The 23,782-nt window shown below is 41.5% G+C and carries 20 protein-coding genes; 7 read left to right on the top strand and 13 right to left on the bottom strand.

All coding sequences use genetic code 11. The features are described from left to right. Positions 1-269: 269 nt before the first annotated feature. The 7 genes from hisD to hisG all read right to left on the bottom strand — a co-directional run bounded on the left by hisD (position 270) and on the right by hisG (position 7,393). Positions 270-1,472, bottom strand: a complete 1,203-nt coding sequence (hisD, locus tag FLL46_RS04260; protein WP_168204043.1) for a histidinol dehydrogenase — start codon at positions 1,470-1,472, stop codon at positions 270-272. Continuing rightward, complete coding sequence (gene hisI / locus FLL46_RS04255; RefSeq protein ID WP_142892204.1) at positions 1,462-2,697, bottom strand: phosphoribosyl-AMP cyclohydrolase; 1,236 nt, start codon at positions 2,695-2,697, stop codon at positions 1,462-1,464. The genes hisD and hisI overlap by 11 nt, the downstream gene beginning before the upstream one ends. An 82-nt stretch (positions 2,698-2,779) precedes the next feature. Further along, on the bottom strand, positions 2,780-3,529 hold the full coding sequence (gene hisF / locus FLL46_RS04250; protein WP_142892576.1) for an imidazole glycerol phosphate synthase subunit HisF: 750 nt from the start codon (positions 3,527-3,529) through the stop codon (positions 2,780-2,782). Positions 3,530-3,597: 68 nt separating this feature from the next. Next, on the bottom strand, positions 3,598-4,182 hold the full coding sequence (gene hisH, locus FLL46_RS04245) for an imidazole glycerol phosphate synthase subunit HisH (protein WP_142892203.1): 585 nt from the start codon (positions 4,180-4,182) through the stop codon (positions 3,598-3,600). A gap of 53 nt (positions 4,183-4,235) precedes the next feature. Next, on the bottom strand, positions 4,236-4,838 hold the full coding sequence (gene hisB, locus FLL46_RS04240; protein ID WP_142892202.1) for an imidazoleglycerol-phosphate dehydratase HisB: 603 nt from the start codon (positions 4,836-4,838) through the stop codon (positions 4,236-4,238). Then, the gene (locus tag FLL46_RS04235) at positions 4,823-6,529 is read right to left on the bottom strand and encodes an aminotransferase class I/II-fold pyridoxal phosphate-dependent enzyme (RefSeq protein WP_142892201.1); all 1,707 of its coding nucleotides are present in this window, start codon (positions 6,527-6,529) and stop codon (positions 4,823-4,825) included. Before FLL46_RS04235 ends, hisB begins: the two co-directional genes overlap by 16 nt. Positions 6,530-6,544: 15 nt before the next feature. Next, positions 6,545-7,393, bottom strand: coding sequence for an ATP phosphoribosyltransferase (hisG, locus tag FLL46_RS04230; protein WP_142892200.1), 849 nt, complete (start codon positions 7,391-7,393; stop codon positions 6,545-6,547). Between the two features lie 585 nt (positions 7,394-7,978). Here hisG and FLL46_RS04225 point away from each other — a divergent pair. Together FLL46_RS04225 and FLL46_RS04220 are read left to right on the top strand one after the other, a co-directional pair. Further along, on the top strand, positions 7,979-8,281 hold the full coding sequence (locus FLL46_RS04225; protein WP_142892198.1) for a hypothetical protein: 303 nt from the start codon (positions 7,979-7,981) through the stop codon (positions 8,279-8,281). A gap of 178 nt (positions 8,282-8,459) precedes the next feature. Continuing rightward, complete coding sequence (locus tag FLL46_RS04220; RefSeq protein ID WP_142892197.1) at positions 8,460-8,678, top strand: GDCCVxC domain-containing (seleno)protein; 219 nt, start codon at positions 8,460-8,462, stop codon at positions 8,676-8,678. A 208-nt stretch (positions 8,679-8,886) separates the two neighbouring features. Here the strand turns inward: FLL46_RS04220 and FLL46_RS04215 are convergent, their stop codons facing one another. Continuing rightward, positions 8,887-9,342: an NUDIX hydrolase gene (locus FLL46_RS04215; protein WP_142892196.1), complete on the bottom strand. Its 456-nt coding sequence runs from the start codon at positions 9,340-9,342 to the stop codon at positions 8,887-8,889. Positions 9,343-9,800: 458 nt separating this feature from the next. Here FLL46_RS04215 and FLL46_RS04210 point away from each other — a divergent pair, with 458 nt between their 5' ends. Next, positions 9,801-10,415 carry a hypothetical protein gene (locus tag FLL46_RS04210; RefSeq protein WP_142892195.1) on the top strand — a complete coding sequence of 205 codons (615 nt, stop codon included), beginning with the start codon at positions 9,801-9,803 and terminating at the stop codon, positions 10,413-10,415. Between the two features lie 73 nt (positions 10,416-10,488). Here FLL46_RS04210 and FLL46_RS04205 read toward each other — a convergent pair whose 3' ends face one another. The 3 genes from FLL46_RS04205 to FLL46_RS04195 form a co-directional block, all read right to left on the bottom strand. Continuing rightward, positions 10,489-10,932 (bottom strand): c-type cytochrome biogenesis protein CcmI/CycH, encoded by a 444-nt coding sequence (locus FLL46_RS04205; RefSeq protein WP_142892193.1) that lies wholly within the window; start codon positions 10,930-10,932, stop codon positions 10,489-10,491. 33 nt (positions 10,933-10,965) lie between these two features. Continuing rightward, on the bottom strand, positions 10,966-13,041 hold the full coding sequence (locus FLL46_RS04200) for a TonB-dependent receptor plug domain-containing protein (RefSeq protein ID WP_142892192.1): 2,076 nt from the start codon (positions 13,039-13,041) through the stop codon (positions 10,966-10,968). A gap of 221 nt (positions 13,042-13,262) precedes the next feature. After that, positions 13,263-13,946, bottom strand: coding sequence for a type 1 glutamine amidotransferase domain-containing protein (locus FLL46_RS04195; protein WP_142892191.1), 684 nt, complete (start codon positions 13,944-13,946; stop codon positions 13,263-13,265). 128 nt (positions 13,947-14,074) lie between these two features. Between FLL46_RS04195 and FLL46_RS04190 the strand changes: the two genes are divergently transcribed. Next, positions 14,075-14,956 carry a LysR family transcriptional regulator gene (locus FLL46_RS04190; protein ID WP_142892190.1) on the top strand — a complete coding sequence of 294 codons (882 nt, stop codon included), beginning with the start codon at positions 14,075-14,077 and terminating at the stop codon, positions 14,954-14,956. A gap of 150 nt (positions 14,957-15,106) precedes the next feature. After that, on the top strand, positions 15,107-16,744 hold the full coding sequence (locus FLL46_RS04185; RefSeq protein WP_142892189.1) for a formylglycine-generating enzyme family protein: 1,638 nt from the start codon (positions 15,107-15,109) through the stop codon (positions 16,742-16,744). A gap of 108 nt (positions 16,745-16,852) precedes the next feature. Here the strand turns inward: FLL46_RS04185 and FLL46_RS04180 are convergent, their stop codons facing one another. Both FLL46_RS04180 and FLL46_RS04175 read right to left on the bottom strand, forming a co-directional pair. Beyond that, a complete protein-coding gene (locus tag FLL46_RS04180) occupies positions 16,853-18,748 on the bottom strand; it encodes a winged helix-turn-helix domain-containing protein (protein WP_142892188.1) in 1,896 nt (631 codons plus the stop codon). 298 nt (positions 18,749-19,046) lie between these two features. Then, a complete protein-coding gene (locus FLL46_RS04175; protein ID WP_142892187.1) occupies positions 19,047-19,484 on the bottom strand; it encodes a MarR family winged helix-turn-helix transcriptional regulator in 438 nt (145 codons plus the stop codon). 123 nt (positions 19,485-19,607) lie between these two features. Here FLL46_RS04175 and FLL46_RS04170 point away from each other — a divergent pair, with 123 nt between their 5' ends. Together FLL46_RS04170 and FLL46_RS27540 are read left to right on the top strand one after the other, a co-directional pair. After that, complete coding sequence (locus FLL46_RS04170; RefSeq protein ID WP_168204042.1) at positions 19,608-20,474, top strand: MBL fold metallo-hydrolase; 867 nt, start codon at positions 19,608-19,610, stop codon at positions 20,472-20,474. Positions 20,475-21,087: 613 nt separating this feature from the next. Continuing rightward, on the top strand, positions 21,088-23,712 hold the full coding sequence (locus FLL46_RS27540) for a PKD domain-containing protein (RefSeq protein WP_168204041.1): 2,625 nt from the start codon (positions 21,088-21,090) through the stop codon (positions 23,710-23,712). The last annotated feature ends 70 nt before the right edge of the window (positions 23,713-23,782 follow it).

Genomic DNA, 23,782 nt, shown 5'->3' with positions numbered 1-23,782 from the left:
TCGGATTATTTGAGAAGAATCGAATTCTGCGATTTAATTATTCAAAAATATAGATGGGAACCAAAGCGAATAATTCACACTTTAACTGTGAATTGTTCGCTTTTCGCGCAACTTAATCTCGCCAACAAATAAAATATGTTTTTATACCAATGTAAGAAAAAGTGCTTTGGTTTTTGAGATAATATTTACGGGTAAAATTTAAGCAAATCAATACTTCAAATTTAGATTAACCAAACCAGCATCTAGTAAATGCTCAACACACCCTGATATTAAGTTCTGATCTGTAAACTCTTTGCATGAAACTTCAACCCTTCAGCGTCGGCAATTTTCTGAGCGGCATTCGATAAATAAACTCTTCCATTATCACTGACGTTTTGTATTGTCGTAATTTTCAGGAATGCACTGACGCTTAGTCCTCCAGATTGCTTGGCGTAACCTAAAGTTGGCAATGTGTGATTTGGGCCTGAAATATAATCACCCAATGCTACAGCACTATTCGCGCCGACAAACAAAGAACCATAATTAGACAATTGCTCAGCGTTAATTTTTTGATGGCACAACATCAAATGCTCTGGCGCGTAACCCTCGCTAAAATCAACTAATTCCGCAGGCTGAGACGCAAAAATTAATTCGATTTGGCCATTATCAATAAGCGTTAGTGTTTCCTTATCGCTCTTTAAAAAATCAGACAAAGATTCCAACCATTTCTTATCATCACTCACGATTAACGAACAGGCTAAGGGATCGTGTTCTGCCTGAGCCAGCGCATCCAACGCAATCCAGTCTACTGGTTGTTCCCCATCACAAATTGCTAAAAGCTCACTTGGTCCCGCCAGACCATCAATTTTAACCCGGCTCTGAACTTGCTTTTTGGCTTCATTAACCCAGGCATTACCAGGACCAACGATAATATTAACTGGTTCAATCTCGTCAAAACCGAAAGTTAAAGCGCCAATAGCTTGAACGCCGCCAAGCCGAATAAACTCAGTCGCTCCCGCAAGAGATGCGGCAGCAAGTATCGCTGGATTATCAGAAGGAGAACAAGCAACGCGTACCGGACAGCCAGCAATTTTTGCCGGTATTAATGTCATTAATGCAGTAGAAATTAATGGATAACGCCCACCGGGAATGTAAGCACCAACCCGCTCAATTGGCGACACCACTTGTCCGAATGTTCCATAATCATCACTAAATGTTTTTGAAGTGAGTCCCTCTTTTTGAAAACTTGCGAATGCTTCTATTCTTTTCGCGGCCAACTTGATCGAATCGGCCAAATCGGGATCCAGTTGATATTCTTCAAAAGGTTTAAGTGCGATAACCTTAGGCTCACACTGATCAAACTTCAGCGAATAGCGAGTAATTGCATCGTTACCGTCACGCTCAATTTCAGCCAACATTTCTGCGACCGCTGATTGCACTTTGGCGTCATTATCAAACGCAGGCCGTCGCCAGTCTTTCGCATTAATTATCATTAAAACGACTCCGCAGTTCGTTGGTAATATCGCTGATATCAACATCTTTAGCCAGCGCATCAATCAGTGTAAAAAATAATAAATCGGCAGCTTCCCAGCGAACCTCATCAAAGCTCTGTGCCTCGATGATTTCTTCAGCTTCTTCGCGAATTTTCTCGGCACGAAATTCTGCCGACTGAAATAATTTAGTTGAAAAAGACTTTTCCGGTAGTTCAGCTTTTCGCCGACTCAGTAATTCAGTGAGCCGATCTAAATTAAAGGGGCGTTTCTGAGACGCAAAACAGCTATAACGATCAAAGTGACAAGCATTATTTTTTTGTTTAACACGAAAAAGTATGGTGTCTCCGTCACAATCCACATCGGCTTGAATTAATTCTTGCTGGTTACCACTGGTTAGCCCTTTTTCCCATAGCTCCTGTCGACTTCTACTCCAATAAATTCCTTTACGCTGAGCTAATGCCTGAGTTAAAGAATCAGCATTTGAGTAAGCTAACATTAAGACTTTCTCGGTATCGGCATCCTGTACAATCGTTGGCACTAAAGGCGCTTTATCAAAATCGATTTGAGTGAGAAAACAATCGCTCAATTTAAGTTTTCCCGTATAAATCGACATTCCTATCTGACCATTGGCGCCGAGTTTGGTGAACCATTGAATATCTTCCAGATCAGTGATACCGCCGGCGATCGTAACAGGTACATTCGAGGCCGCGACCACCGCCTCAATACGCGGCTTATCGATTCCTTGTAGCAGCCCTTCTTTTTCCACCTGAGTATATAAAAACTCGCTGCAATTTTTAGCAAGCTCAGGGATCAGGTCCAGAACTTTTTCACCTTCCGTGGTTTGCCAGCCTTGTGTTGACCAATAATCTCCTTTTGCATCAATTGCAAAAATCAGCGATTCTTTGGAAAGCTTTTTTACCCAGTCTTTGCGACAGTTGGTGCCAATGATAACCTTACTTGCGCCTGCTTTAATATATTCTCTGGCAGTTTCCAAATCACGAATGCCGCCTCCCACTCGACAGGGTCTTCGCTTAAGTAACTGCTTGATAAGTTCTTTATTGCTGCCCTTTCCCAAGGCGGCATCAAGATCAATAATCGCCACCTCGCCATAAACCGAAAACTCTTCCAGTAACTCGAACACATCATCACGTTCGAGTACTTTTTCTTTGCCTTGCTTAAGCTGAACGGCTTTACCATTCATTAAATCAATTGATGGAATTAACATAATGTTTTCCTAAAAAATATTTATTCATAGCTGTCATCTCGACTGCAGTGGAGATGACAAGCGTCGTTTACCTGGACACTTATTAAGTTCTAATGTTTAACCCGGCTTGTTTCAGGTATTGCTTTACCTGGCCGACGCTATATTCTCCTGAATGAAACATGCCTGCAGCCAAACAGGCATCGGCGCCTTGCTGAAATGCATCGAGGAAATGTTGTTCGTTTTTCGCACCACCCGAAGCAATCACTTGAACATTGACTTGTTCACTCACCTGTCGGGTCAGTTCCGCGTCGAAACCAGTCCCCGTTCCGTCTTTGTGCATGGCGGTTAAAAGAATTTCACCAGCGCCTCGTTCGGCAACTTCATTGCTCCAGGAGAAGAAATCATTCTCCATTAAGCGACGTCCGCCATTAATGTAAACTCCCAGAGTTCCATCGTCTTTTTTGTTGACATCAATCGCCACAACAACACACTGGCTACCATAAGCTTTTGCCGTTTGGTTAATAATTTCAGGTTGTAAAACCGCAGTCGTATTTAAAGCCACTTTGTCAGCGCCGGCATCTAAAAATGCTTTAACATCGTCTAACTTTTTTAGCCCGCCGCCAACGGTAAAAGGAATGGATAAATGGCTGGCGATATCGGTTACCAGCTTCAACGCCGTCGGTCGGTTTTCATTACTTGCTGAAATATCGAGAAATACCAGTTCATCTGCCCCTTGTTGTTCATAGGCTAACGCAAGTTCAACGGGATCCCCCATATCTCTGAGTTGTTTGAAATTGGTTCCTTTAACTACCCTTCCTTTATCAACATCAAGACAAACTATAATTCGTGGCATCAGGCTGGAAGTGGGAGAAAGCTCTTTTACTCCCTGACTTTTTACTCTCTGATTTTTTACTATTTGGTTCATTTTGCCGCTCCTGACAAACTCAATGCCTGCCGAATAATTTCACTGCCGGCCTCACTTGATTTTTCTGGGTGAAATTGGACGCCGATAAAATTATCTTTTTTAATCGCCGCACAGAAAGTTTCTCCATAACAGGTTTCTGCAATAGATAAATCACTTTGTTTTATCGCATAACTATTCACAAAATAAACCACAGAATCGGACCACATTTCACTATCCAGTTTCGCCCAGCCCACCATTGGCTTTTTAGGAAAATCCAACGCCTTCGCTTTGCCTTTAAACCAGCTCAAACCGGCAACATTAGAATCTTCTTCACTGGCTTCAAAAAAAACCTGCATACCTACGCAAATTCCTAAGATAGGTAAGTTTATTTGTCGGGCACTTTCCAAAAATACATCCCACTTGTTTTCGCGAATATTTTTCAATACCGTGCCAAAGCGGCCTTGCCCTGGAATAACGACACCATCAAATGTTTCGTCATTCGGTTTATCTAAAATAGTGACTGCAAAACCCAACCTTTCAATGGCAGCTTTCAGACTAAATAAATTACCGGCTTTGGTGTCGATAATTAGAATTTTTTTCATCGTTTTTTACTCTCTAGCCAACAACTGGCTTTATTAATAACAACGGCAACCAGCTACAGCATCCCTTTTGTCGTATTTTCTCCGGTCGCACTACCAAGGGCTTCTTTAAGCGCATAAGCAACCGCCTTAAAACACCCTTCCGCAAGATGGTGATTATTGCGGTAGTACATTGGGTTGATATGTAGTGTTATCGCCGCACTTGAGGCAAGTGTTCGAAAAAAGTGCTCAAACATTTCAGTGCTGACTCCGCCAAGATTCTCTCGACTAAACTCCAAATCACCGACATAAATTCCTCTGCCAGACAAATCAACTGCGCACATAATCAGCGCTTCATCCATCGGCAATAATCGCTGGCCATAACGCTGCATCGAAGACAAATTCCGCCAGCTTTGCTGGAGGGCATCACCCAGACAAATAGCAATATCTTCAACAGTGTGGTGATCATCAACTTCGAGATCGCCTTTCACTTGAATATCGAGATCCCAGCGAGCATGGGACGCAAGTTGTTGCAGCATGTGGTCAAGAAAACCGATTCCGGTATTAATATTAATTTGCTGACTGCCTGAAATATTAAGCGCTAATGCAATATTGGTTTCTTTGGTTTGACGCTCGATTTCAACGGTATTTGTTAATTGATTATTTAGCTGCGTTGACATAGCCATGCCTCCAGTTCGTTAATATTCTTTAACACAATATCCGCCCCCGCCTGGTAAAGCGCTGCTGCGTTTCTTTCGCCAATACCAACGGCGAGTGAATTCGAGGCGTTGGCGGCTTTCATATCGTCTGGATTGTCGCCGCACATCCAACTGAAACTTGAGTATTTGTTTTGTAATTTTTGAATTCCTTCCGGTGAGGGTTTAGGCTTTTCAACGTCATCAAGGCTGATCAGATCTAGTCGCTGCAGGTTCAACATTTGTTGGCCCGCAATGGCTTCATTTCTTGGTCGCCCGGTGACAATAGCAAACCGGCAGTTTTGACTTTCATTAATTCGCGCAATTAAACGATCACTTATCAATCGCTCTTCATTGGTAACCAGGCCGTCATTATTTTCACCAAGATAAAGTCGCTGGAAAACGTCAATGACTTGTTGTAATTCAAAATTGAGCCCCAGATTTTCAAGTAACTTTTGCGTAAGAACCCAGTCATTATTGAATCCGCCGGTATCTTTTAATCGGTCTATATCGGCTTGAGAAATTTTCTCACCGGCGAGTTCCAATACCGTTGCTTTAACTGATTCGTCATAACTATTACTGGTATCGATTAAAACGCCGTCCATATCCAGACAAATCAAATCAGGCCACAAAGCTTGTTTCAATTTATCAAATAATCTTTTGGTGTTGTAAGGAATGGTAATTCTTAAACAGTTAATCAATTCGTCAGACTGGAAGGAGCGAACTAAAATACCATTTTTTGCCAAAAAGGACTGAATTGCCTTCGCCTGATTAGGCGGCAGTTTTATCATAACAAAGTTGGCTTGACTTGGAACAAGAGAAAAGCCCGCTTCCACCAACCAACCAGTGATTTGCTGACGGTTTCTGATAATCGTTTTGCAATAATCAGTGGCATCTTTTCTATTTTCAACCGACAAAGCCTGAATACCGATTTGCAGACTCGGCTCAGCGACATTAAACGGCATGCAGCGTTGTTCAAATTCCTTAATCAATTTTTTTGAACCGAGTAGATAACCAAGTCGTATTCCCGCCAATCCATAAGCTTTGGAAAAAGTCCGCAAGACCACCAGGTTGTCATATTGATTAAGCAGTGAATAAACAGCGCTTTGTTCTTCACTAAACTCGATATAGGCTTCATCCAGAAAAATCCACCCTCCGACTGCTTGAGCGGTTTCCACCAGGTTTAATAAATCGCCCAACGGAATCATTTCCCCAGTTGGATTATTCGGGCGGGTTATTATTGTCACCGCTTTAGGATTAGCTTTGATAGCCTGTTGAGTTGCCTGAATATCAATAGCGAGATCAGCTTTCGCAGGTATCAGTGTTTTATTCAACTGCCAGCTTTCAACCCCCCAGGTATATTGGGAAAATGCGGGCAACGGTAAAATGACGCTACCAGTTTCTTTAACGATGCGCATTAGCAACATGATTGCTTCGTCGCCACCGTTAGTGCAAAGCACTTGTTCTGGTTGTAAATCATTAAGCTCAGCCAGCTTGGCTTCCAAACGCTGACGTTCGGGATAGCGCCACAATGTTTTGCCAAATGGTAACGTTTCTATTAATGGGCTAATCTGATCGCTACGCTCGTTGAAGTCGAGTTTTAGCGTCCCCGGTTCTTCAGACTTGTTATCTGAATTTTCAGATTCAAGCGGTGAGAAATTGGTAAAGTTGCTCATCGTCTCTGCTTCCAACTAAATTGCTTTTCGAATCGGGGTTTCTAAGATATCTGTCGCCCCTGCAGCGATTAGTTTCGGTAACAAATCTTTAATCTGACTTTTCTGCACCGCCGCTTTCACTGCGAACCCTTTTTCCTGGTAAAGTCTTGATACTGTCGGATAACGCATTGCCGGCAACAGCTCAACAATCGAAGTAATTTGATCGTTAGCACAGTTCATCTCCAACAACACTCGGTCACGTCCATTCATGACCGCTTGCATTAAGGTTAGTAAATCGTCAATCTGTTGGCGTTTGGTTGGATCTTCCAGCGCCTCAGCATTAGCAATAAACTGCGTCGAACTGGTCATCACAGTATCGACGATTTTCAATCGGTTGGCCCTGATTGTTGTACCGGTGGAGGTGTTGTCGATAACCATATCGGCATCTTCCGGCGGAAATACTTCGGTAGCGCCGTAGGAACGTAATAGCTGGTAGTCTAAGCCTAGTCGGTTGAGATAATCGGTGCTAACGTTTTTATACTCGGATGCAACAATTAACTTACGTTTTTGCATTTCCTGCCAGTCCCAGTCTTCTGGTATGCAGGTCACTATTTTTACCGGATCAAACTCAAGGTCTCGTAGTATTACCACCTCGGAGCGGCGCTCTTTAATCCAGTCTAAACCGGCAAAGCCGATATCGTGTTGGCCTAATTCAACCAGTGAAGGAATATTCTGGCTTTTTAGCAATTTTACTTCCAGATCAAAGCCATAGGCCTTAGGTCGATAGTTCCTTTCATCGCCGATTAACTCGATACCACAGTCGGAAAGCAGCTTAAGTACCTTAGTATTGATGCGCCCTTTAGGTAATACCAGTTTTAAAGTCATTTCTTTTGCCTCGATTAAATTTTAACAAATTAACGCTTGATAATTTCAGTTTTTAAATTCAGTGTTAATCCGTTTACTTTTCTCCAGGCATTAAAAAAGCCCCGGTTACTGTGGTAAACGGGGCTTTCGAATTTGTGTGCTAAGTTTTAAGTCACACGCACGAAACCACCGTCATCCTATGATGATGGTGGTGATGATGAACTCCAGCTGTCAGCGGACTACTCAACTCGGTTTTCAGTACCGAATCGAGATCTGAGCTCAAATTAAGGTTAAAGTTGGTCGTTTTCATGCCTTTTATCGTTCCAGATAATGATAAGGCTGGCCAATAACGAAAAGTTATATTAAGTTGATAGTAGGGCGTGTTTATCTTTCGTTCTAAGCATTCTGTCGATTCATAGCGGTTTTAGCAAACGAGAATCAATTCAAGGCGTCTATCACTAAATAGAGCTAAATCATTATAAAATGACAGGACAAAATCGGATGCGTTAATTTCAATTGAAAAGCAGTAGTTTTTGAATTGTGTCTCCGAATTGAAAGTCAGGTTGTTGTTACTATGCCGAATGTTGTAATTAGGGAACTATTTCAATGGTTAAGAAAAAAAGTCCGGCGAAAGCCACCGAGTACTCGGAAAAAGATTTTAAGGCATTTAAACAAAAGCTGGAAAAGTTAGATAGAGATTTAGTCAGTTGCCGCAAAGCAGCCCAAAATGTGCTCGGCGAAATGGATACCGATTTGCGTGCCCACCTGGACAAAATCGGCGTCAGCAAAAAACATCAAAAAAGCATTTTGGCGATAACGGCCAGAGGCTCCAAACGAGTCGATCAGGTTTACCTCGATGGCATTCAGCTTCAGGAGACGCTTGAGGAATTGCTTGAGATTTTGAAGTAACCGAGATCCATAAAGACAAACAGCAGGAGTACTCTGAATATCATTGGCACAGTTATCGTTCTATTAACGCTATACCAAACTCGACAATATTACTGGAGCAACAACTTTTCGACTTCGGTACCACGCTAACTGGTCGCAACGTTTGCATTGGATGTCATAAAACTGGTGAGGAAGCATCATGCAAGACATAGAATTAAACTCTAAAATAACCTGCCCGGAATGTGGTCATAGTAAGGTTGAAACCATGCCAACCAACGCATGTCAATGGTACTACGAATGTGAAATGTGCAACACGCTACTTAAACCATTAAAAGGTGACTGTTGCGTTTATTGTTCTTATGGAACGGTAAAGTGTCCACCAGTACAAGTCGGTAATAACTGTTGTAACAATTCCTAATATTTCATAAACGGCTTTTGCCACTAATGCGACAGCCAGAATTAGTTCAATTCTATAGATTAAATCTGGTGGTTCAGATGAAAATTTATTCAGATAAATCAAAACAGATAAGCAGTAGGGCCTAACAAAGGAAATTATAACTTTTACTTTTGTTCAATTTTTAGTAATCACTTCGCTTATTTTCTCCTCTTGATACAATTAAAGCGATTTATTGAGCTGTTTCGCGCTCAACAATTCGATCAAATAATTTCGGCAACCATTCAGGTTTGAAACTCTGACTCTCTTCAGATTTCATTGCTTCAAGAGACCACCACTTCCATTTTTGGATTGTCGTTTTTTCTTCATCAGTCCACTCGGCAGCGAAGACCTTGCTGTCAGATGAGCAGTTTACCAAATAGTATTTTTCCTGCCAAAGTGCAGGCACCGATCTCGCCACTGCGAAAATATCCTCGTTCTCTTTTAATAACTCTCCAATATTATTTCTTAACCCAGTTTCCTCATAAAGTTCTCTTTTCGCCGCTTCGCGATAAGTTTCTCCTTCCTTTAGTTCTCCGCCAGCAGTCGCCCAAAAAGGCTCAGCCTTGTGTTCATCTTTGTATTGAAACAATAAGAGTTCTTGCTGCTCGTTGACTATCATTAATCTTGCGCATTGTCTTGTTTTCAATTTTTCTCTCCGATGCTCCCTTAATTGCAAACTATTAACCGGTTAATTTGATCACCGCGTTTAGACTTGAGGTTAGATTTCAGTTTTACTCAAAAAGACTAGCCTGATCTACAACTGAAGCTGGCTTTGTTCAACGGGATGCACCTTAACATTGTCTCAAGTAAAAATCTCCCTTCGAACTTAATTTGTTTTTTAGAAAACGAACTACTCGCTATAAAAATCTACCGTTGAGTTATTTTAGCACGGCGCTTTTTTCTCACAGGTTCCATCAATAAATTTTATTGAAAATTATTATGATTACGAGATGTATGATTTACAGTAATTTACATTCATGCTAATTGCTTACTTCGGACTATTAAATGCCGAAAAGAAGTTTTACGAAAATATTAAAATGAAAATTTTGAGTAGCGCTAAAACCTTTAGCGACTAGTCTAATTTAATTCGACAGGAGAATTTTAATGAGCGTTAAAACTAGTTTTTTTTCTATGTTATGTAAACTCAGTTTGGTCTTTTTTCTATTTGTGCCGCACGCATTCGCAGGAGACACTCTCTCTAGTGGTCAATGGTTGCGAGTCAATCAAAAACTTGATTCCAATAACGGAGATTTCAAATTAATCATGCAGGGTGACGGTAACTTGGTCCTGTACCGAAACTCAGATAACAAAGCCTTATGGTCAAGTCGAACTCACGGTAACCCAGGGGCAGAAGCAATTATGCAAGGCGATGGAAACTTCGTAGTTTACCGCAACGGTAATCCTTTATGGTCGAGCCAAACCGATGGCAACCCTGGCTCGCGCGTGATCATGCAAACCGATGGCAACTTAGTGGTTTACAACCCATCGAACCAGCCGCTTTGGGCTTCGGACACACGGCAGCCCGAGTGCCGGATTGAACAGGTCGATGTTTGGGGTGGTAAATTTGAACTGGGATTTTGGCAAAATAAACCAGGAACTTGTTATGAATACGTTCCTTTGCAAGCTTCACCGGCGCCTTATTACCACTATGAAGGCATCTACTATTGTATCATTTACCCAACTTACTCAGGCAAAGTTCCAGTTGAAATATGTGAGTAATCATTTGTGAATGATAACGTCAATTATCGCGTTATTTGAACCTAGCCTCGCAAATTTGCGGGGCATTTTACTTTTATCGAACATCTTTTCTATCAATCACTATAGATAAACTTAAATTTTGACTATCGGAAAAAGAAAGCACTTTTGATTTTCCGATCAGATTATTTGGGCTCTTATGGTGAGGGTCGCTACTTTCAGAAGCCTTGGCAATTACGATGACTTCTTGTGCATTTTTTAGCGTTAAATCGGGAAGCAGATACATACTTTCATCTAGTGTAATTTTCATCGGTAAATCACCAAGCTTTGCTTTAAAAGATGAAAGTGGCAAGCGAGTATTTGGTCTGGCAGCATAAACATAAAGCGACCAATCTTTTTTGCTTTTCGTCATCAACTCTTTCTTAACTGACACAGTGATCTCTAGCGATTTAGAATTACTTTCTTTTTCTTGCGCATTCACAGGTAAGTTCAACGCGCTAAACACCAAAATCGATAAGAAGATTATCTTAAATACATTCACAACTACCTTTCTCCTGTATCACGTTCCACACAATTAAAAATCCGCTGAAAGTCTAATCATTAGACTTCGTCCCGGTGCTATCAACGTTTCCTTCGCGGGAGAGTATTTTTTGTCGAGAAGATTACTGAAATCTAGATTTAACTGATAGTTTTCTTCTGCTCCGAGATAACTACCTAACGCTAGATTGAGCGTTCCCCAGCCGGCAAATGTCTCTCGTTCGCCATTAGCATCACTCACTTTTGCACCGCTGGCTGCTCGAATATAGGTATCGACATAATAGTTGTTAAACCATTCACTTGCGCCTTTTACTTTAAGACCTAATCGACCAAACAATGAAGGCGACCCAGTATCTTTTGTTGTAAAGGAACCGAAAGTTTCTTCACGAGACAACCAGGTTAAACTCAAATAAGAAGAAACATCTTGCGAGACACCTTGCACTAAATTCAGCTCTATCCCTTTCGTTTTAGCGGCGTCTGCATTGATATAAATATCATCTTCTGGCGTTAGGCAGGTCAACGGCAATTCGGAACAACTTCGAGTAGTAATATAATTTTCCGCTTCGGTATAGAAAAAAACCGAATCCACCAGCCAATCGCCATTTCTTAAACGGTATCCGAACTCAAAATTATCTGAAGTCTCTGGACTCAGATCAGGGTTAGGATTTCTATATGTGCCAGCGGCGGTTGCACCGGTGGCAATTTGAAGCAACGTCGGATAATGGTATCCCTGGCTGAAAACAGCCCTCAAATTATTTTTGGAATTAACAGCGTAGTTGACAGCGAATGAACCAATAAGCTCGCTATCTTTATTATCGCTGGGGTTAAGCCCAGTTCTGCTTGAGCGAATTAAACTAGCATCAACAGAATAATGCCGAGCGCCAATAGTAATGATCCACTGATTGGAAATACGCCATTCGTCTTGTAAATAAATGGCGTTCGTTTCTAGCTCAGCACTTTCAAGACTGGACGACTCTCTTATTTGTGGCGTTCCGGCTATGCCACCAATTAGCATCGTCGATTGCGTAACATTAACAGTATTCTTATCGACTTTATCGCGAGTATTCTGCAGCCCCATGATAATGTAATGTCGTTCATTCAGACTGAAATCTACCTGGGAATTGATTCCTTGTGTATCAAGTTTCTCTTTGATCTCAGTATCAACAATCATATTCATGCTCATGGGCGGCTGAAGTGGAGTGTTCATTTCAAAATGTTGAAGAAAAGTTCTGTCAATCGTCTGATCATAAGCATCGAGGTGAATTTTTTTGAAGGTTTCGCCAATATCCTCTAACTGATAGAAAATGGAGAATTTGGTGCGGTCTCGTTGCGGCATATCCAATAAAAAATTGGGAATACTTGTTGCGATTTCACTTGATAAATTAAACTCATCATAAGTCAGGCCGATTAGATGCTCACCGACTTGTCTGGCTAAATAAATCATGAAACCATCATTGGCAAAACTTGAGTTGTTAATCGTTTCATCTGGCGTTTCTCTATCCTCGTGATCAGTGTCAGAGAATGAAACACGATAGTCGAATCCCGCCACTTCGCCATAAACCGAAGCGGCTAGCTGCTGTCCATTGGTCGCACTATGATAGCTTGAGGTAGCACTAAACTGGATCGGTTTGCCGCCGCCTTTTTTGGTAATAACATTAATTACGCCACCCAGCGCTTTACCGCCGTAGAGTACTGAACTAGTTCCCCGAATAACTTCGATTCTTTCCACCATCGAAGTGTCCAGAAGTAACGGTGCCCCATAGGTGCTGTGATCTGTGATCTCTTGTCCGTCAATCAGAATCGCAACTCTTAGAGAACTTTCTCCTCTCAAAGTTATTCTTTTCATGCCGGGGGTAGCGGCGTCATCTACCTGAATTCCCGGGACATCACGCAAAGCATCGGCAATATTATCAGCCGCACTCTGCTGAATGTCCTCTGCACTAATTTGTGCGCTCGACACCGGGCTTTCGATAAATGCTCTGGCGGTTCGAGTGCCCGTGATTGTGATGACGTTTTCTTGGGTATTATCGGAAAAACCATAAGCAAATTCGGCATTGATAAAACATAAGCACATTACGCTGACACGCAGGAAAATAAATAACTTATTCTTCATAACCTATATCCAGCGAAGGAATTTTTATTGAGAGTAAACGATTACTCCCAGCTTATGAGAATGATTGTCATTAGCTTTGATTTAGATCAATATCGAGGTTGGTTTATAAAAGCTCTTTTATAATTAACCAGAGATTAATTATCTTTGTCTAAGAAAGCCCCGACCTGGTCGAGGCTAATGGCAAAAAATCCTATCAACTTTACAAATCTGAATCTCACCTGCTAAACAGTCTGTTGATTTAATTGTTTAACGATAGCCTCACCAACGCCTTTGGCACTGGCAGGGTTTTGGCCGCTAATAACACGTCCATCTTCAATGACAAACTCTTGCCAGGGTTGTACCTTACTATATTTCGCAGCTGTGCGAGTTAATGACTCTTCGAGTAGAAATGGAATCTTACCGATGGTGTCATAGTCAATTTCCTCTTCACGACTAAACCCAGTAACGGCTTTAGTGGCGAGTAAATTGTCGCCATTACTCAAGGTAATTGGTAGGAAACCCGCAGGGCCATGGCACACCGCCGCCAGAATACCACCATCTTCATAATGCTTAGCGCTTAACTTCGCGAAATCTTCATTCGTAGCAAGATCTGACAACAAGCCAAAACCACCCGGATAAAAAACAGCATCATAGTCATCGATAATGATTTGTGATACTGGCACGGTATTGTTAACTCGGTTTTGAAATTCATCACTAGCTAATATAGCGCTATTGACTTCATCATTTTCAATGTCAGTGCCGTTTAGTGGCGCTTTACCACCTTTAATGGACGCTAACTCATATTCAAATCCCGCATTGAGAAATACGTGAATGGCATGAGTTAGTTCCGGCGCAAAGGTGCCATTTTCGTGGTCAGTATCGCCAATAGTGGCATGGTTGGTCAGCGGAATAAGTATTTTTTTCATGATCTGGTTCCTTCTTAGTGGTCGGTCAATTCGGTCAATGTGGAACCAGTATATTTGCTTATGTATCAGTTGATAATATAGTAAAATTGCAAATCATTATTGCTAAATAGCAACAATAAAAGGTCTATATGGATAGTTTCGAGGGTGTTGTCGAGTTTGTAACCGTAGCGCAAACTAATGGGTTTTCGGCTGCCGCCAAGCAATTAGGGTGCAGCACAAGTCATGTAAGTCGACAAGTGTCGAGGCTGGAAGCGCGGTTAGGCTGTGCGTTATTGGCGCGTACCACACGTTTGGTGAGTTTAACGCAATCTGGTACGGCTTATTATGAGCACTGCAAAGATTTAGTGCTGGGCTTACAACAGGCCAATGAACAGGTGAGCATGCAGCAGTTTCAACTCAATGGCACATTGCGCGTGAGTGGTGCAGGTACATTTGCGGAGCAATTTGTCGCGCCTGCATTAATGGAATTTGCGCTACAACACCCTGATTTAACAATCAACATGGATTTTAATAGTCGCATGGTTAATTTTGTTGAAGACGGCATTGATTTCGCTATCCGTTATGGAAAATTAACTGACTCGGGTTTAGTGGCACGTAAACTTCTAGACCGCCCGATGATGGCCGTCGCAAGCCCAGATTACCTAAAGCAACATGGCATCCCAAAGCGACCCGATCATCTCAAATATCATAGCTGTATTATTTCAAATAATGATCATTGGTCATTTGAACATAATGGTATTGCTAGCAATATCAGGGTAGATGGACGGTGGCGAAGCAATAATGCTCATTGTGTGGTTGCCGCTTGCGAGCAAGGTCTGGGAATTGCTTATATGCCAAAAAGCAGTTTTATCACATCGATTGAACGCGGCAAATTAACGCCCGTGCTCGAACCCTACTGGCGTAATGATGCGAGTAGTTGGATTGTCTACCAAAACCGCCGTTATTTACCCATGCGAGCACGATTGGCGATTGATTATCTGGTGCAGCACTTTGCCGATTGGCAGGAATGATATTAAAAATAAATCTTCAAATATCTTAACCATATGATTTTATTACCTAATTTTTCTATCCAATTTCTATATCGCCAAACAATAGAATTCGGTTAAGATTTGAAACCTGATCGTTCTGTAGTCTTCACAGCTTATTCTTAAGGAGACTTTATGAACTTGCTACTATCTAAATTCCGCAAATTTCCAACCGCTCAACTCTTTTTGACTGGGCTTTTATCGAGCAGCGTTTTATCCGGTAACGCTGTTGCAAACGCCGACACAAAACCGATTGAACCGGTTTTAGTTCCAATATCTAGCGCGGCCGATAATATCAATATTCAGATGGGAAAATACGAAGTCACGGTTGCAGAATTTACCAGATTCATCAACGCAACCGGCTATCAAGTGCCTAAAAAATGTATGTTATTCAGCTCCACAAGCTGGCCTTCACCCGAAACACCCGGCAGCTGGGACAACCCAGAGTTGATAGCAGATCCATACCGACCAGCTGTTTGTATCGGGACACTTGCTGCAATGGCTTATGCCGACTGGCTAGCAAAAACCACTGGAAAGCCTTACCGCTTAGCCGAACGAAACGAATGGAAATATGCGGCTTCGGAGGGTAAGGAGAGTCGATTTGCATTTGGAGAAGACGTAGCGCAAACGCAAATATGCGACTACGAAAACGTGGAAGATTTTGCGACTATTGCAGGGTTAAAACGAGACCATAAAGAAAGATATGACAGCAGCGCAAGTTGTAACGATGGCGCCGTTTACCAAACGGTCGTCGGCATGTATCGACCTAATAAATTTGGTTTGCATGACATGATCGGCAATGTGAAAGAATTATTGCAAACATGCCACAAACAAGATGAAAAAGATCCGTCGAGCTGCGTTGAATATGAAGTCGCAGGAGAAGCATGGCACTGGCAAGCAAGAGGTGTTGATACACCCGACTGGATAGCCGTTGATTTTATCGGCAGTATCGAAGGCTTTCGCCTGGTTTTGGATAGTCATGAAAAAGCAATAGAACCATCGAGCACCAAGGCTTTTACGCAAGAACTGCTCAAAGCACAAATTAAGGCGCGAAAAGCACACAATGTTCTTAAAACACTACCATCAACTCCTTCAGGCTTAACGGCAAAATTATCAAAAGGTAATAAAGTGAATTTGACATGGCTGCCAGTATCAGGTGATGGTGTTAGCTATTCCATTTATCGCAGTTACCTCGATCCAAAAGGACAGTTAAGTCGGAAGTCTGAAAAAATTGTTGAGGGCGTAAAAAACGCATACTTTGTAGACCAGCTACCCGCCAAAGGAGCCGCCAGTTATACCGTTTTCGCCAGTTCTGCCGTAGGAGAAAGTATGGGCAGCGAAGAAGCTTTTGTGGGTGAGCATAGCGTTTACAAAATTGGAGAGCGCATTCAAGCTGAACAATATAATCAGCAATTCAACACATGGATTAGAGATAAAAAGCAAGAAGAAAGTGTCGGCATTGCGGCCAGTGACGGCCATTACCCTACCGGTCGTATTCCTTTTGTTCCAGGTTGGTTAAAGTTTAACTTTAAGAGTGACTATACCGGTGAAGCAAAATTAAAAATGCGCATCCGCAGTCAGAAAGATGCTCTCGTTGAGATCTGGCAGGGCCATCATTTGGCAGGGCGGTTTTCTGGCGGAGATCAAAAAACTTTTTCTGAAATCGATGTCAAAGTGTCACTCATTAAAGGAGAGTTACCTCTTGAGATTCGAGCTGCTAACCAAAAGTGGAATGTAATCGATTGGTTTGAGTTTGAGCGAGAGGAGAAGTGATCTTAAGTTAAAAGAGAGTTAAGTTATTAGTCTTTTCGGAAAAACTACAGCCTACTCAGGCAGGCCAATTGAGAGTTCTGCTTGAGGATGCTAGTTGCAATCAACAATTTAATCGCCTGCCAACAGTTCATTATGTTGTTTCAACCATTCTGGCCTGGCATTGCTTTTAATATACGCTAGATATTCTGCGCGAATTTGGGGAACTGTCGAAAGCTGGTACAACATCAGCGCAGCTTGCAACCCAGAGCGCGTATCATAGTCTAAGCGAGCAAGTTCAAATGCCTTTTGTAAAAGAGGAATTGCCTCTGACGACTTTTCTTCTGCCAGGTAAACTTTCGCTTTTAGAATAAGTTTTTTCGGGTGATTGAGAGAGTCACCAAATAATTGATGTGCGCTGGTAAAATCCTTGTTTTCAATATTGTAATTAACCAGCATTTCAATTGCGTCGTCTTGAACCCAATAATTTTGAGCAGTTCGGGGTAGCTCTAATATTCGTTCCAGATAGGGAATAGCGGACGCATTATTTCCGCTAAGCGTTTTGTTTTCGATAGGCGTTTTATCTCGCGAAAACAAGGCAAAATGGAAGTAGACAATGGCTAAATTAGAATTATCAAGATTGTGTTTTAACAATAAAGCTTGCGCCTGGTTTAAATGAAAATACTTTTTATGATCGGCTGATGCTTTTTGTGCCAGAATAGAATACATAATGTGTAGTTCAAACAATGTTAAAGGATCGGCCTGACGCTCGCCAAGTTCTATTCCACTGTCTAAAACTTTAAACATAGTGTCATAGTCGGTTTGATCATAGGCTAACCACGCGTTAGTTTTGATATTATGAAAACTAAGCGGCCAGAGTGGTGTGTCAGATAAAATCGCTGACATCGTTTCTAAACTGTTTTTGGCTTGCAGATGCTGGCGGCGCATCTTATAAACTTTACCTTTGTACCATTGGGCTTGCGCCTGATACGCTCTAAAGGCATAGTTCTTATCCAAGCTTTCCAGTTTTTGTAAATAAGTAAGCGCAACATCCAGATGTTGAACGCTGATGTAGTGTTTGGCCAGTAACAGCAGTAAATCTGGATCATTGGGTGAAATTTGATGCATCGATGTCAAAGTATGAATGTCGAGTTTTTTATCATCAGTTTTATTGTCTGACACTGAAAAAAGTCCGATTGCCTGAAGTTCCTTTAGCCTTTGTGCCAGTTTTTGTTTTAATTGAGCCGCACTTTTCGCAAACAGATATCCTTGCCAACTTAAATGCTTCTTAGCTAATCCAAAATGCAAAAAAGTTCCTTTTTCTGATGAATAGGTGTCTCCCCAAATTAGCCAATCTTTGTTTGTCAGGCTTGCTTGTTGCCACACCAGTTTAGGCGCGGAGAACGCTTGTCTGACTGAGTTTTCTAATCTTTTCTGATGAAATAGAAATGATGAATTCTCACCAACCCCCTTATTTAAGATTTGGTTGAATTGTTGCTGAGAGCTGGTTAATTCAGGTTGGCTATACAGCACATGAAACGACACTGGTTCATTTTTTGATACCGGCTTTATGTCAGGCTGATTCACACCAGGTTCTTTTGTATCGATAATGCTTGTGTAAACGACTATGGCGATAGCTAATAAACTGAAAGCAATGACTAGCCACTTTAATAGCGTTTTACTATGAACAAGGGTATCAGGTGAAGTGATTTCTACAGTGGTGCTAGTTGAGTCGCCGGAAGAAATACTCAATTGCCATTTGTAACCTTTTTTAGGAAAAGTTTTAATGGCTTCATCTCCTAATATTGCTCTTAGTTGACTAATTGTTTGAAAAACAACCTGTTCAGAAACGACTTTACCCTGCCAAACAGAATCCATAATCGTTTCTTTACTGTGAATGCCCTCGGGATCTGACAAAAAGAAATCTAACAATACTGCCTGGTTGCGCTTAAGAGGAACCAATTCGTTACGTTTATACAAGACAAGTTTTTCACGCAAAAATCGGTAATCGGCAAATTTAACTTCCATACAAAAACTCAAGTATTGGCTCAAACTCTTACAAATGATTGTAAAATCGGTGGATACACACCGCAGGCTTGACTAAGCGGCAGGTAAGTATATTGGTTGAGACGGCCAGAATACCAGCCAAATGCAGTGTACTTTATGTAAATCGATGTTAATTAGGTCTAGTAGCGAAGATTATTTTTTTCTGAGAAACAAGTGTGACTATAATAACCTCTTTTACCCTCTCCAAAATAAGCCAGTCATTTCTATGGTCAATCACTCAGAATAGTCGCCAATAGCCCTACCCGATTTTGCTAAACAATCAATCTACAAGATTCGCCAGAAGCCTTTTTAATTGCTCACACTGCTTATCGGATAACCTGTCGCCGACCGCAGTATTAATTGCCTGAGAGTATACCTCCCACATCTTTGCGCGAATTTTTTTACCTGGTCGAGTAATGACGACTCTATGTCCACGACCATCTTCAGAACAAGGTAATCGTTCCACATATTCCGCCTTTTCTATTCGAGTAAGCAATCTCGAGAGACCATATTGCGATACCAATAATCGCTCCTCTAATTGAAACTGCCTTAGACCTACAGCATCTTCTTTTTCTAACTCCCATAGTACGTCATACCATGAAAAAGGTGGTAACCCGCCCTTTTTGAACATGGCTTCTACATGACCCATAGCGGCATTTTGGGCTTTTAATAAATAAACCCATGCCATAACAACTTCATCAGATGGTTTTTTATTCATTGGCGAAGTATACACCAATTATATGCAGTTGCATATATATTGACATTTACATGCAACTGCATATACAATCAATATACATGCAGTTGCATGCACATTTTTAAAGATACCTGCAGGAGGATCAAAATGACTACTTCATTAAAAATAAGCTTATTTCTAATAGTTACCCTTTTCAGTAACTTATCCGCCGCTCAAAGCACCAATACTCAGAAAATATCGGAAAATGTTTATAGTATTTTCTTAAACTATGTTCAAACTCTAGTTGTTATCGGAGATAAGGGTGTACTCATTACTGATCCGGCAAATTCTATTCGTGCCAAACAACTGAAAAAAGAGATCGCAAAGCTTACACCACTCCCTGTAACTGACATTGTTCTAAGCCACGAACATTACGACCATATTGGCGGTACTGAGGTTTTTCCTGGTGCCACTATTTACGCTCAGAAACATGCAGAAGCAGTATTTAGATTGGATATCACCGGTCAAGCACCAAAGAAAGTTGATCTGTTAGTCAACGAAAAAGAAACTATTAAGATGGGCAACACAAAAGTGAACTTATACCATTACGGTGCAGCCGACGGCGTTGCAATGATGGCGCTTCATTTACCAAAAGAAAAAGTTGTCTTTTCTGCTGATTTATATGAAGCCAACGAAATCACTAATAAACTGTGGCTAGCAGATTCAAACTATTTAGGTAGCCGTATTTTACTGAACAATCTTGTCGCTTTGAAACCTGAATATGCGATTACAACTCATTCAAAGAGCATTGACCCCAAACACCTCATTATGGGTGCTCGATTCTACAATGACCTCTACGATGCTGTCGAAGCTAAAACACTCGAAGCCCTTAGTCAAGGATTTCCTGCTCTGGTAAATGTTATGACCACGCTCCCGAATCAAGTTAAATTGGAACATTTCAAAGGCTTCAAAAATTATGATCATTTGCCAGCTCATGTTGAGAGAATGATTTTGTCAATATTTCACGGAGGATAAATCATAATTGGCCCGAACCTTAATCATTCCAAAGTTTTGTCGCGATGACAGATTCAAAGACCGCGAAAAACGATATTTCTAACTTTTATTAGTAAGAAGGTTCGGCATTTTTTCACACTAAGCTCCACTTAATAAACGTTCATTCGTCTAACAAGTTGAATCTCGCAATTTGGGTAAACGCGGGAAACCCACAAAATTATTAAGTTTGATTCGTAACATAAGAACTAAGTAATTCGTGTAGGCTAAGCCGACTACAATAATCCAAACGAACTGTTTAAATAAATCTCAAAACTTTATGATACGAGTCAATGACTCAATTTTTTTGATGAAGTAAGTCATCTCAAAAAGTAATCAAACCAAGAACAATTTTCAGAACCAAATTATCAACTCAATCACATTTTTTGTTTCACTGATGTCGTTTATTAGGAACGATAAGTATTAACTGTTAATCGGTCCTAAATTCTAAAAATAATGACAGTATTCTGAAATCAATTCTGCCTAAACATCCGTATCGTTAAATTGGGAATATCCGAAAGCACCCGCAGCACCATAAAAACTATAAACAATTACCAAACACTAAAACTATAAACGAATGATTTACAGGAGGTGTTTTATGCGATTAAAAAACATTGCTAATAAGGTCGCGCTCTCAGCATTGATGTTAAGCCCGCTGTTTGCACACAATATATTAGCTGCACAACGAGTTGATTTATCTGAACAAATCTCACTCAGTAATAACCAAATCAACATTCAAAATTTATTTACCCAACAAGGCGACAATACTTATCAGGCAAAGGTCGTATCAAAAGCAAGAAATGGCGATGAACGCTCTCGATATCAACAACACTACCAGGGAATTCCTATCTTCGGCGCAACCATAGTAGCCAGCCGTTCTGAAAGTGGTCAAATGTACGATTTATTTGGTCATTTTATTGCTAAGCTTGACGCTGATATTACCTCAACAAAACCAACCATCTCGTTGGAAGATGCCACTCAAATTGCACTCACAAATAACATAAAGCCAATTAATAAAGAGCAGTATTATAATCTCGAAAGTCAACTTTACATCTGGCTTGATAATAATAATAAAGCGCATTTAGCCTGGCTAATTTCTTATGTCGATAGTAGCGAACAAAAACCGCGCCGCCCTTACCGATTTATTGACGCACATGATGGCAGCATTCTGGATGAATGGGATGGAATGACCTTCGCCGATGCAACTGGCCCAGGTGGAAATCAAAGAACGGGTCGTTATGAATTTGGCCCGGGAAAAAAATATGAGTCTTTCCAAGTAACTGAAAGTGGTAACACTTGCCGAATGGATACGACCAATGTCATGACCAATGATTTAAATCATGGAACCAGCGGCAACGGAACCACCCATTCCTTTCCTTGTTACAACAATACAGAACGAGAAGTTAACGGCAGTTACTCTGCGCTAAACGATGCACATGCGTTTGGCCTGGTTACATTCGACATGTATAAAGACTGGTACGATCAATCACCATTGACTCAAAAACTGCTGTTGGTTGTTCACTATGGCAATCGTTTTGAAAACGCATTTTGGGACGGCCGGAAAATGACCTTTGGCGATGGTGCCAATACTTACCATCCATTAGTTAGCCTTGGTGTTGTTTCTCATGAAGTAAGCCATGGTTTTACGCAGCAAAATTCTAATCTTGTTTACCGAAATCAATCGGGTGGATTAAATGAAACTTTTTCTGACGTTGCAGCCGCGGCGGCCTATTACTATCTGGAAGGCACTTTTAGTTGGCAGATAGGCGACAAAATCAAAAAAAATAGCGGTGCGATGCGCTATATGGATGATCCACCGAGAGATGGTCGTTCCATTGGCCACACTCGTGATTATCGCAGTGGTATGGACGTGCATTTTAGTTCGGGTGTTTACAATAAAGCATTTTATTTATTGGCGACAAGCGAAGGTTGGGATATTCGTAAAGCTTTTGACGTTTATGTCAAAGCCAATCAACTTTACTGGACCTCCAATGCAACTTTTGACAGCGCAGGCAAAGGCGTTTACAGCGCAACAAAAGATCTAGGTTATTGTGTTGATGATCTGGTAGATGCACTTGAAGCTGTTGGCGTAAACAACCCAGGCGCAAAAGATGGTTCTGGATGTGGTCCTGCAGAAAACCAGCCACCGGTTGCTAACTTTACTTACAGCGCGGATAAATTGACTGTAATCTTTACCGATACTTCCACAGATGACAGTGGCGTTGCCAGTCACGAATGGGATTTCGGTGATAGAAATACTTCAACTGATCCTGATCCAAAACATACCTATGCTGCATCAGGAGATTACACCGTTTCGCTAACAGTGAAAGACAGAGAAGGTTTAAGCGACACTAAGACCGTGACCATTTCTGTATCAGATGTTGGGCAAGCACCAAATGCCAGCTTCACCTACCAGGCAGATAAATTGAGCGTTAGCTTCACTGATACTTCAAGAGACGATGGTCGTATTGTGAGCCACAACTGGGATTTAGGCGATGGTAATACATCAGCAGATGCTAATCCGAAACACACCTATGCAGCGGCGGGCACCTATTCAGTTACATTAACCGTTAAAGATGATGACGGATTAAGTGACACTGCTTCAATGATGGTGAAAGTTTCTGATGTGGTGGATAACTGCGACGGCATTGCTGCGTGGGATGCGTCAAAAAGTTACAAGATAGGTGATCAGGTTTCTTACGATGGTTATAAATACGAAGCAATCTGGTGGTCGACTGGCGCGAGACCTGACATTTTCAGCCAGGTCTGGAAGAAACTGGACAAGTGTACCGGTGGCGGCGGAAATCAACCACCGAATGCAGATTTCAAATATAGCGCTAACAAGTTGACTGTCAGCTTTACCGATAGTTCAAGTGACGACAAAGGTGTCACAAGTTATGCGTGGAACTTTGGTGATGGCAATAGCTCAACTCAGCAAAATCCAACTCACACTTACGCTGCTGATGGCACCTACTCTGTTCAATTAATGGTGACTGATGGTGACAATGCTTCAGATAGTACAACTCAGTCCGTCACGGTTTCATCAGGCGGTACTGGTAACTGTACTGCACCGGCATGGGAAGCAAGCAAAGTCTATCTTAGTGGTGATGAAGTTTCCCAAAACGGCAAAGAGTACCGTGCCAACTGGTGGACTCGAGGACAATCACCTGAAGATAACTCCGGACCATGGCAAGTCTGGACCCATCTGCGAGATTGTCGTTAATTTTCGACGCGGCCTGAAGTTAAGTTTATAGATGAATTTTATTAATTAAATTCAGACCGCGCGAAAATCG

The sequence above is a fragment of the Aliikangiella coralliicola genome (genome assembly GCF_007004725.1).
GTDB classification, from domain to species: domain Bacteria; phylum Pseudomonadota; class Gammaproteobacteria; order Enterobacterales; family Kangiellaceae; genus Aliikangiella; species Aliikangiella coralliicola.
The sequence above is the reverse complement of the archived record's forward strand: the minus strand, read 5'-3'. Positions and strand labels throughout refer to the sequence as shown.

Excerpts from the sequence above, each read along its gene's own strand:
- FLL46_RS04180 (WP_142892188.1), bottom strand. The coding sequence starts at position 18,748 with ATGGAAGTTAAATTTGCCGATTACCGATTTTTGCGTGAAAAACTTGTC.
- hisG (WP_142892200.1), bottom strand. The coding sequence starts at position 7,393 with ATGACTTTAAAACTGGTATTACCTAAAGGGCGCATCAATACTAAGGTA.
- FLL46_RS27540 (WP_168204041.1), top strand. The coding sequence starts at position 21,088 with ATGCGATTAAAAAACATTGCTAATAAGGTCGCGCTCTCAGCATTGATG.
- FLL46_RS04235 (WP_142892201.1), bottom strand. The coding sequence starts at position 6,529 with ATGAGCAACTTTACCAATTTCTCACCGCTTGAATCTGAAAATTCAGAT.
- FLL46_RS04175 (WP_142892187.1), bottom strand. The coding sequence starts at position 19,484 with ATGAATAAAAAACCATCTGATGAAGTTGTTATGGCATGGGTTTATTTA.
- FLL46_RS04190 (WP_142892190.1), top strand. The coding sequence starts at position 14,075 with ATGGATAGTTTCGAGGGTGTTGTCGAGTTTGTAACCGTAGCGCAAACT.
- hisF (WP_142892576.1), bottom strand. The coding sequence starts at position 3,529 with ATGCCACGAATTATAGTTTGTCTTGATGTTGATAAAGGAAGGGTAGTT.
- FLL46_RS04195 (WP_142892191.1), bottom strand. The coding sequence starts at position 13,946 with ATGAAAAAAATACTTATTCCGCTGACCAACCATGCCACTATTGGCGAT.
- hisH (WP_142892203.1), bottom strand. The coding sequence starts at position 4,182 with ATGAAAAAAATTCTAATTATCGACACCAAAGCCGGTAATTTATTTAGT.
- FLL46_RS04220 (WP_142892197.1), top strand. The coding sequence starts at position 8,460 with ATGCAAGACATAGAATTAAACTCTAAAATAACCTGCCCGGAATGTGGT.
- FLL46_RS04185 (WP_142892189.1), top strand. The coding sequence starts at position 15,107 with ATGAACTTGCTACTATCTAAATTCCGCAAATTTCCAACCGCTCAACTC.
- FLL46_RS04225 (WP_142892198.1), top strand. The coding sequence starts at position 7,979 with ATGGTTAAGAAAAAAAGTCCGGCGAAAGCCACCGAGTACTCGGAAAAA.
- hisI (WP_142892204.1), bottom strand. The coding sequence starts at position 2,697 with ATGTTAATTCCATCAATTGATTTAATGAATGGTAAAGCCGTTCAGCTT.
- hisD (WP_168204043.1), bottom strand. The coding sequence starts at position 1,472 with ATGATAATTAATGCGAAAGACTGGCGACGGCCTGCGTTTGATAATGAC.
- FLL46_RS04170 (WP_168204042.1), top strand. The coding sequence starts at position 19,608 with ATGACTACTTCATTAAAAATAAGCTTATTTCTAATAGTTACCCTTTTC.
- FLL46_RS04210 (WP_142892195.1), top strand. The coding sequence starts at position 9,801 with ATGAGCGTTAAAACTAGTTTTTTTTCTATGTTATGTAAACTCAGTTTG.
- FLL46_RS04200 (WP_142892192.1), bottom strand. The coding sequence starts at position 13,041 with ATGAAGAATAAGTTATTTATTTTCCTGCGTGTCAGCGTAATGTGCTTA.
- hisB (WP_142892202.1), bottom strand. The coding sequence starts at position 4,838 with ATGTCAACGCAGCTAAATAATCAATTAACAAATACCGTTGAAATCGAG.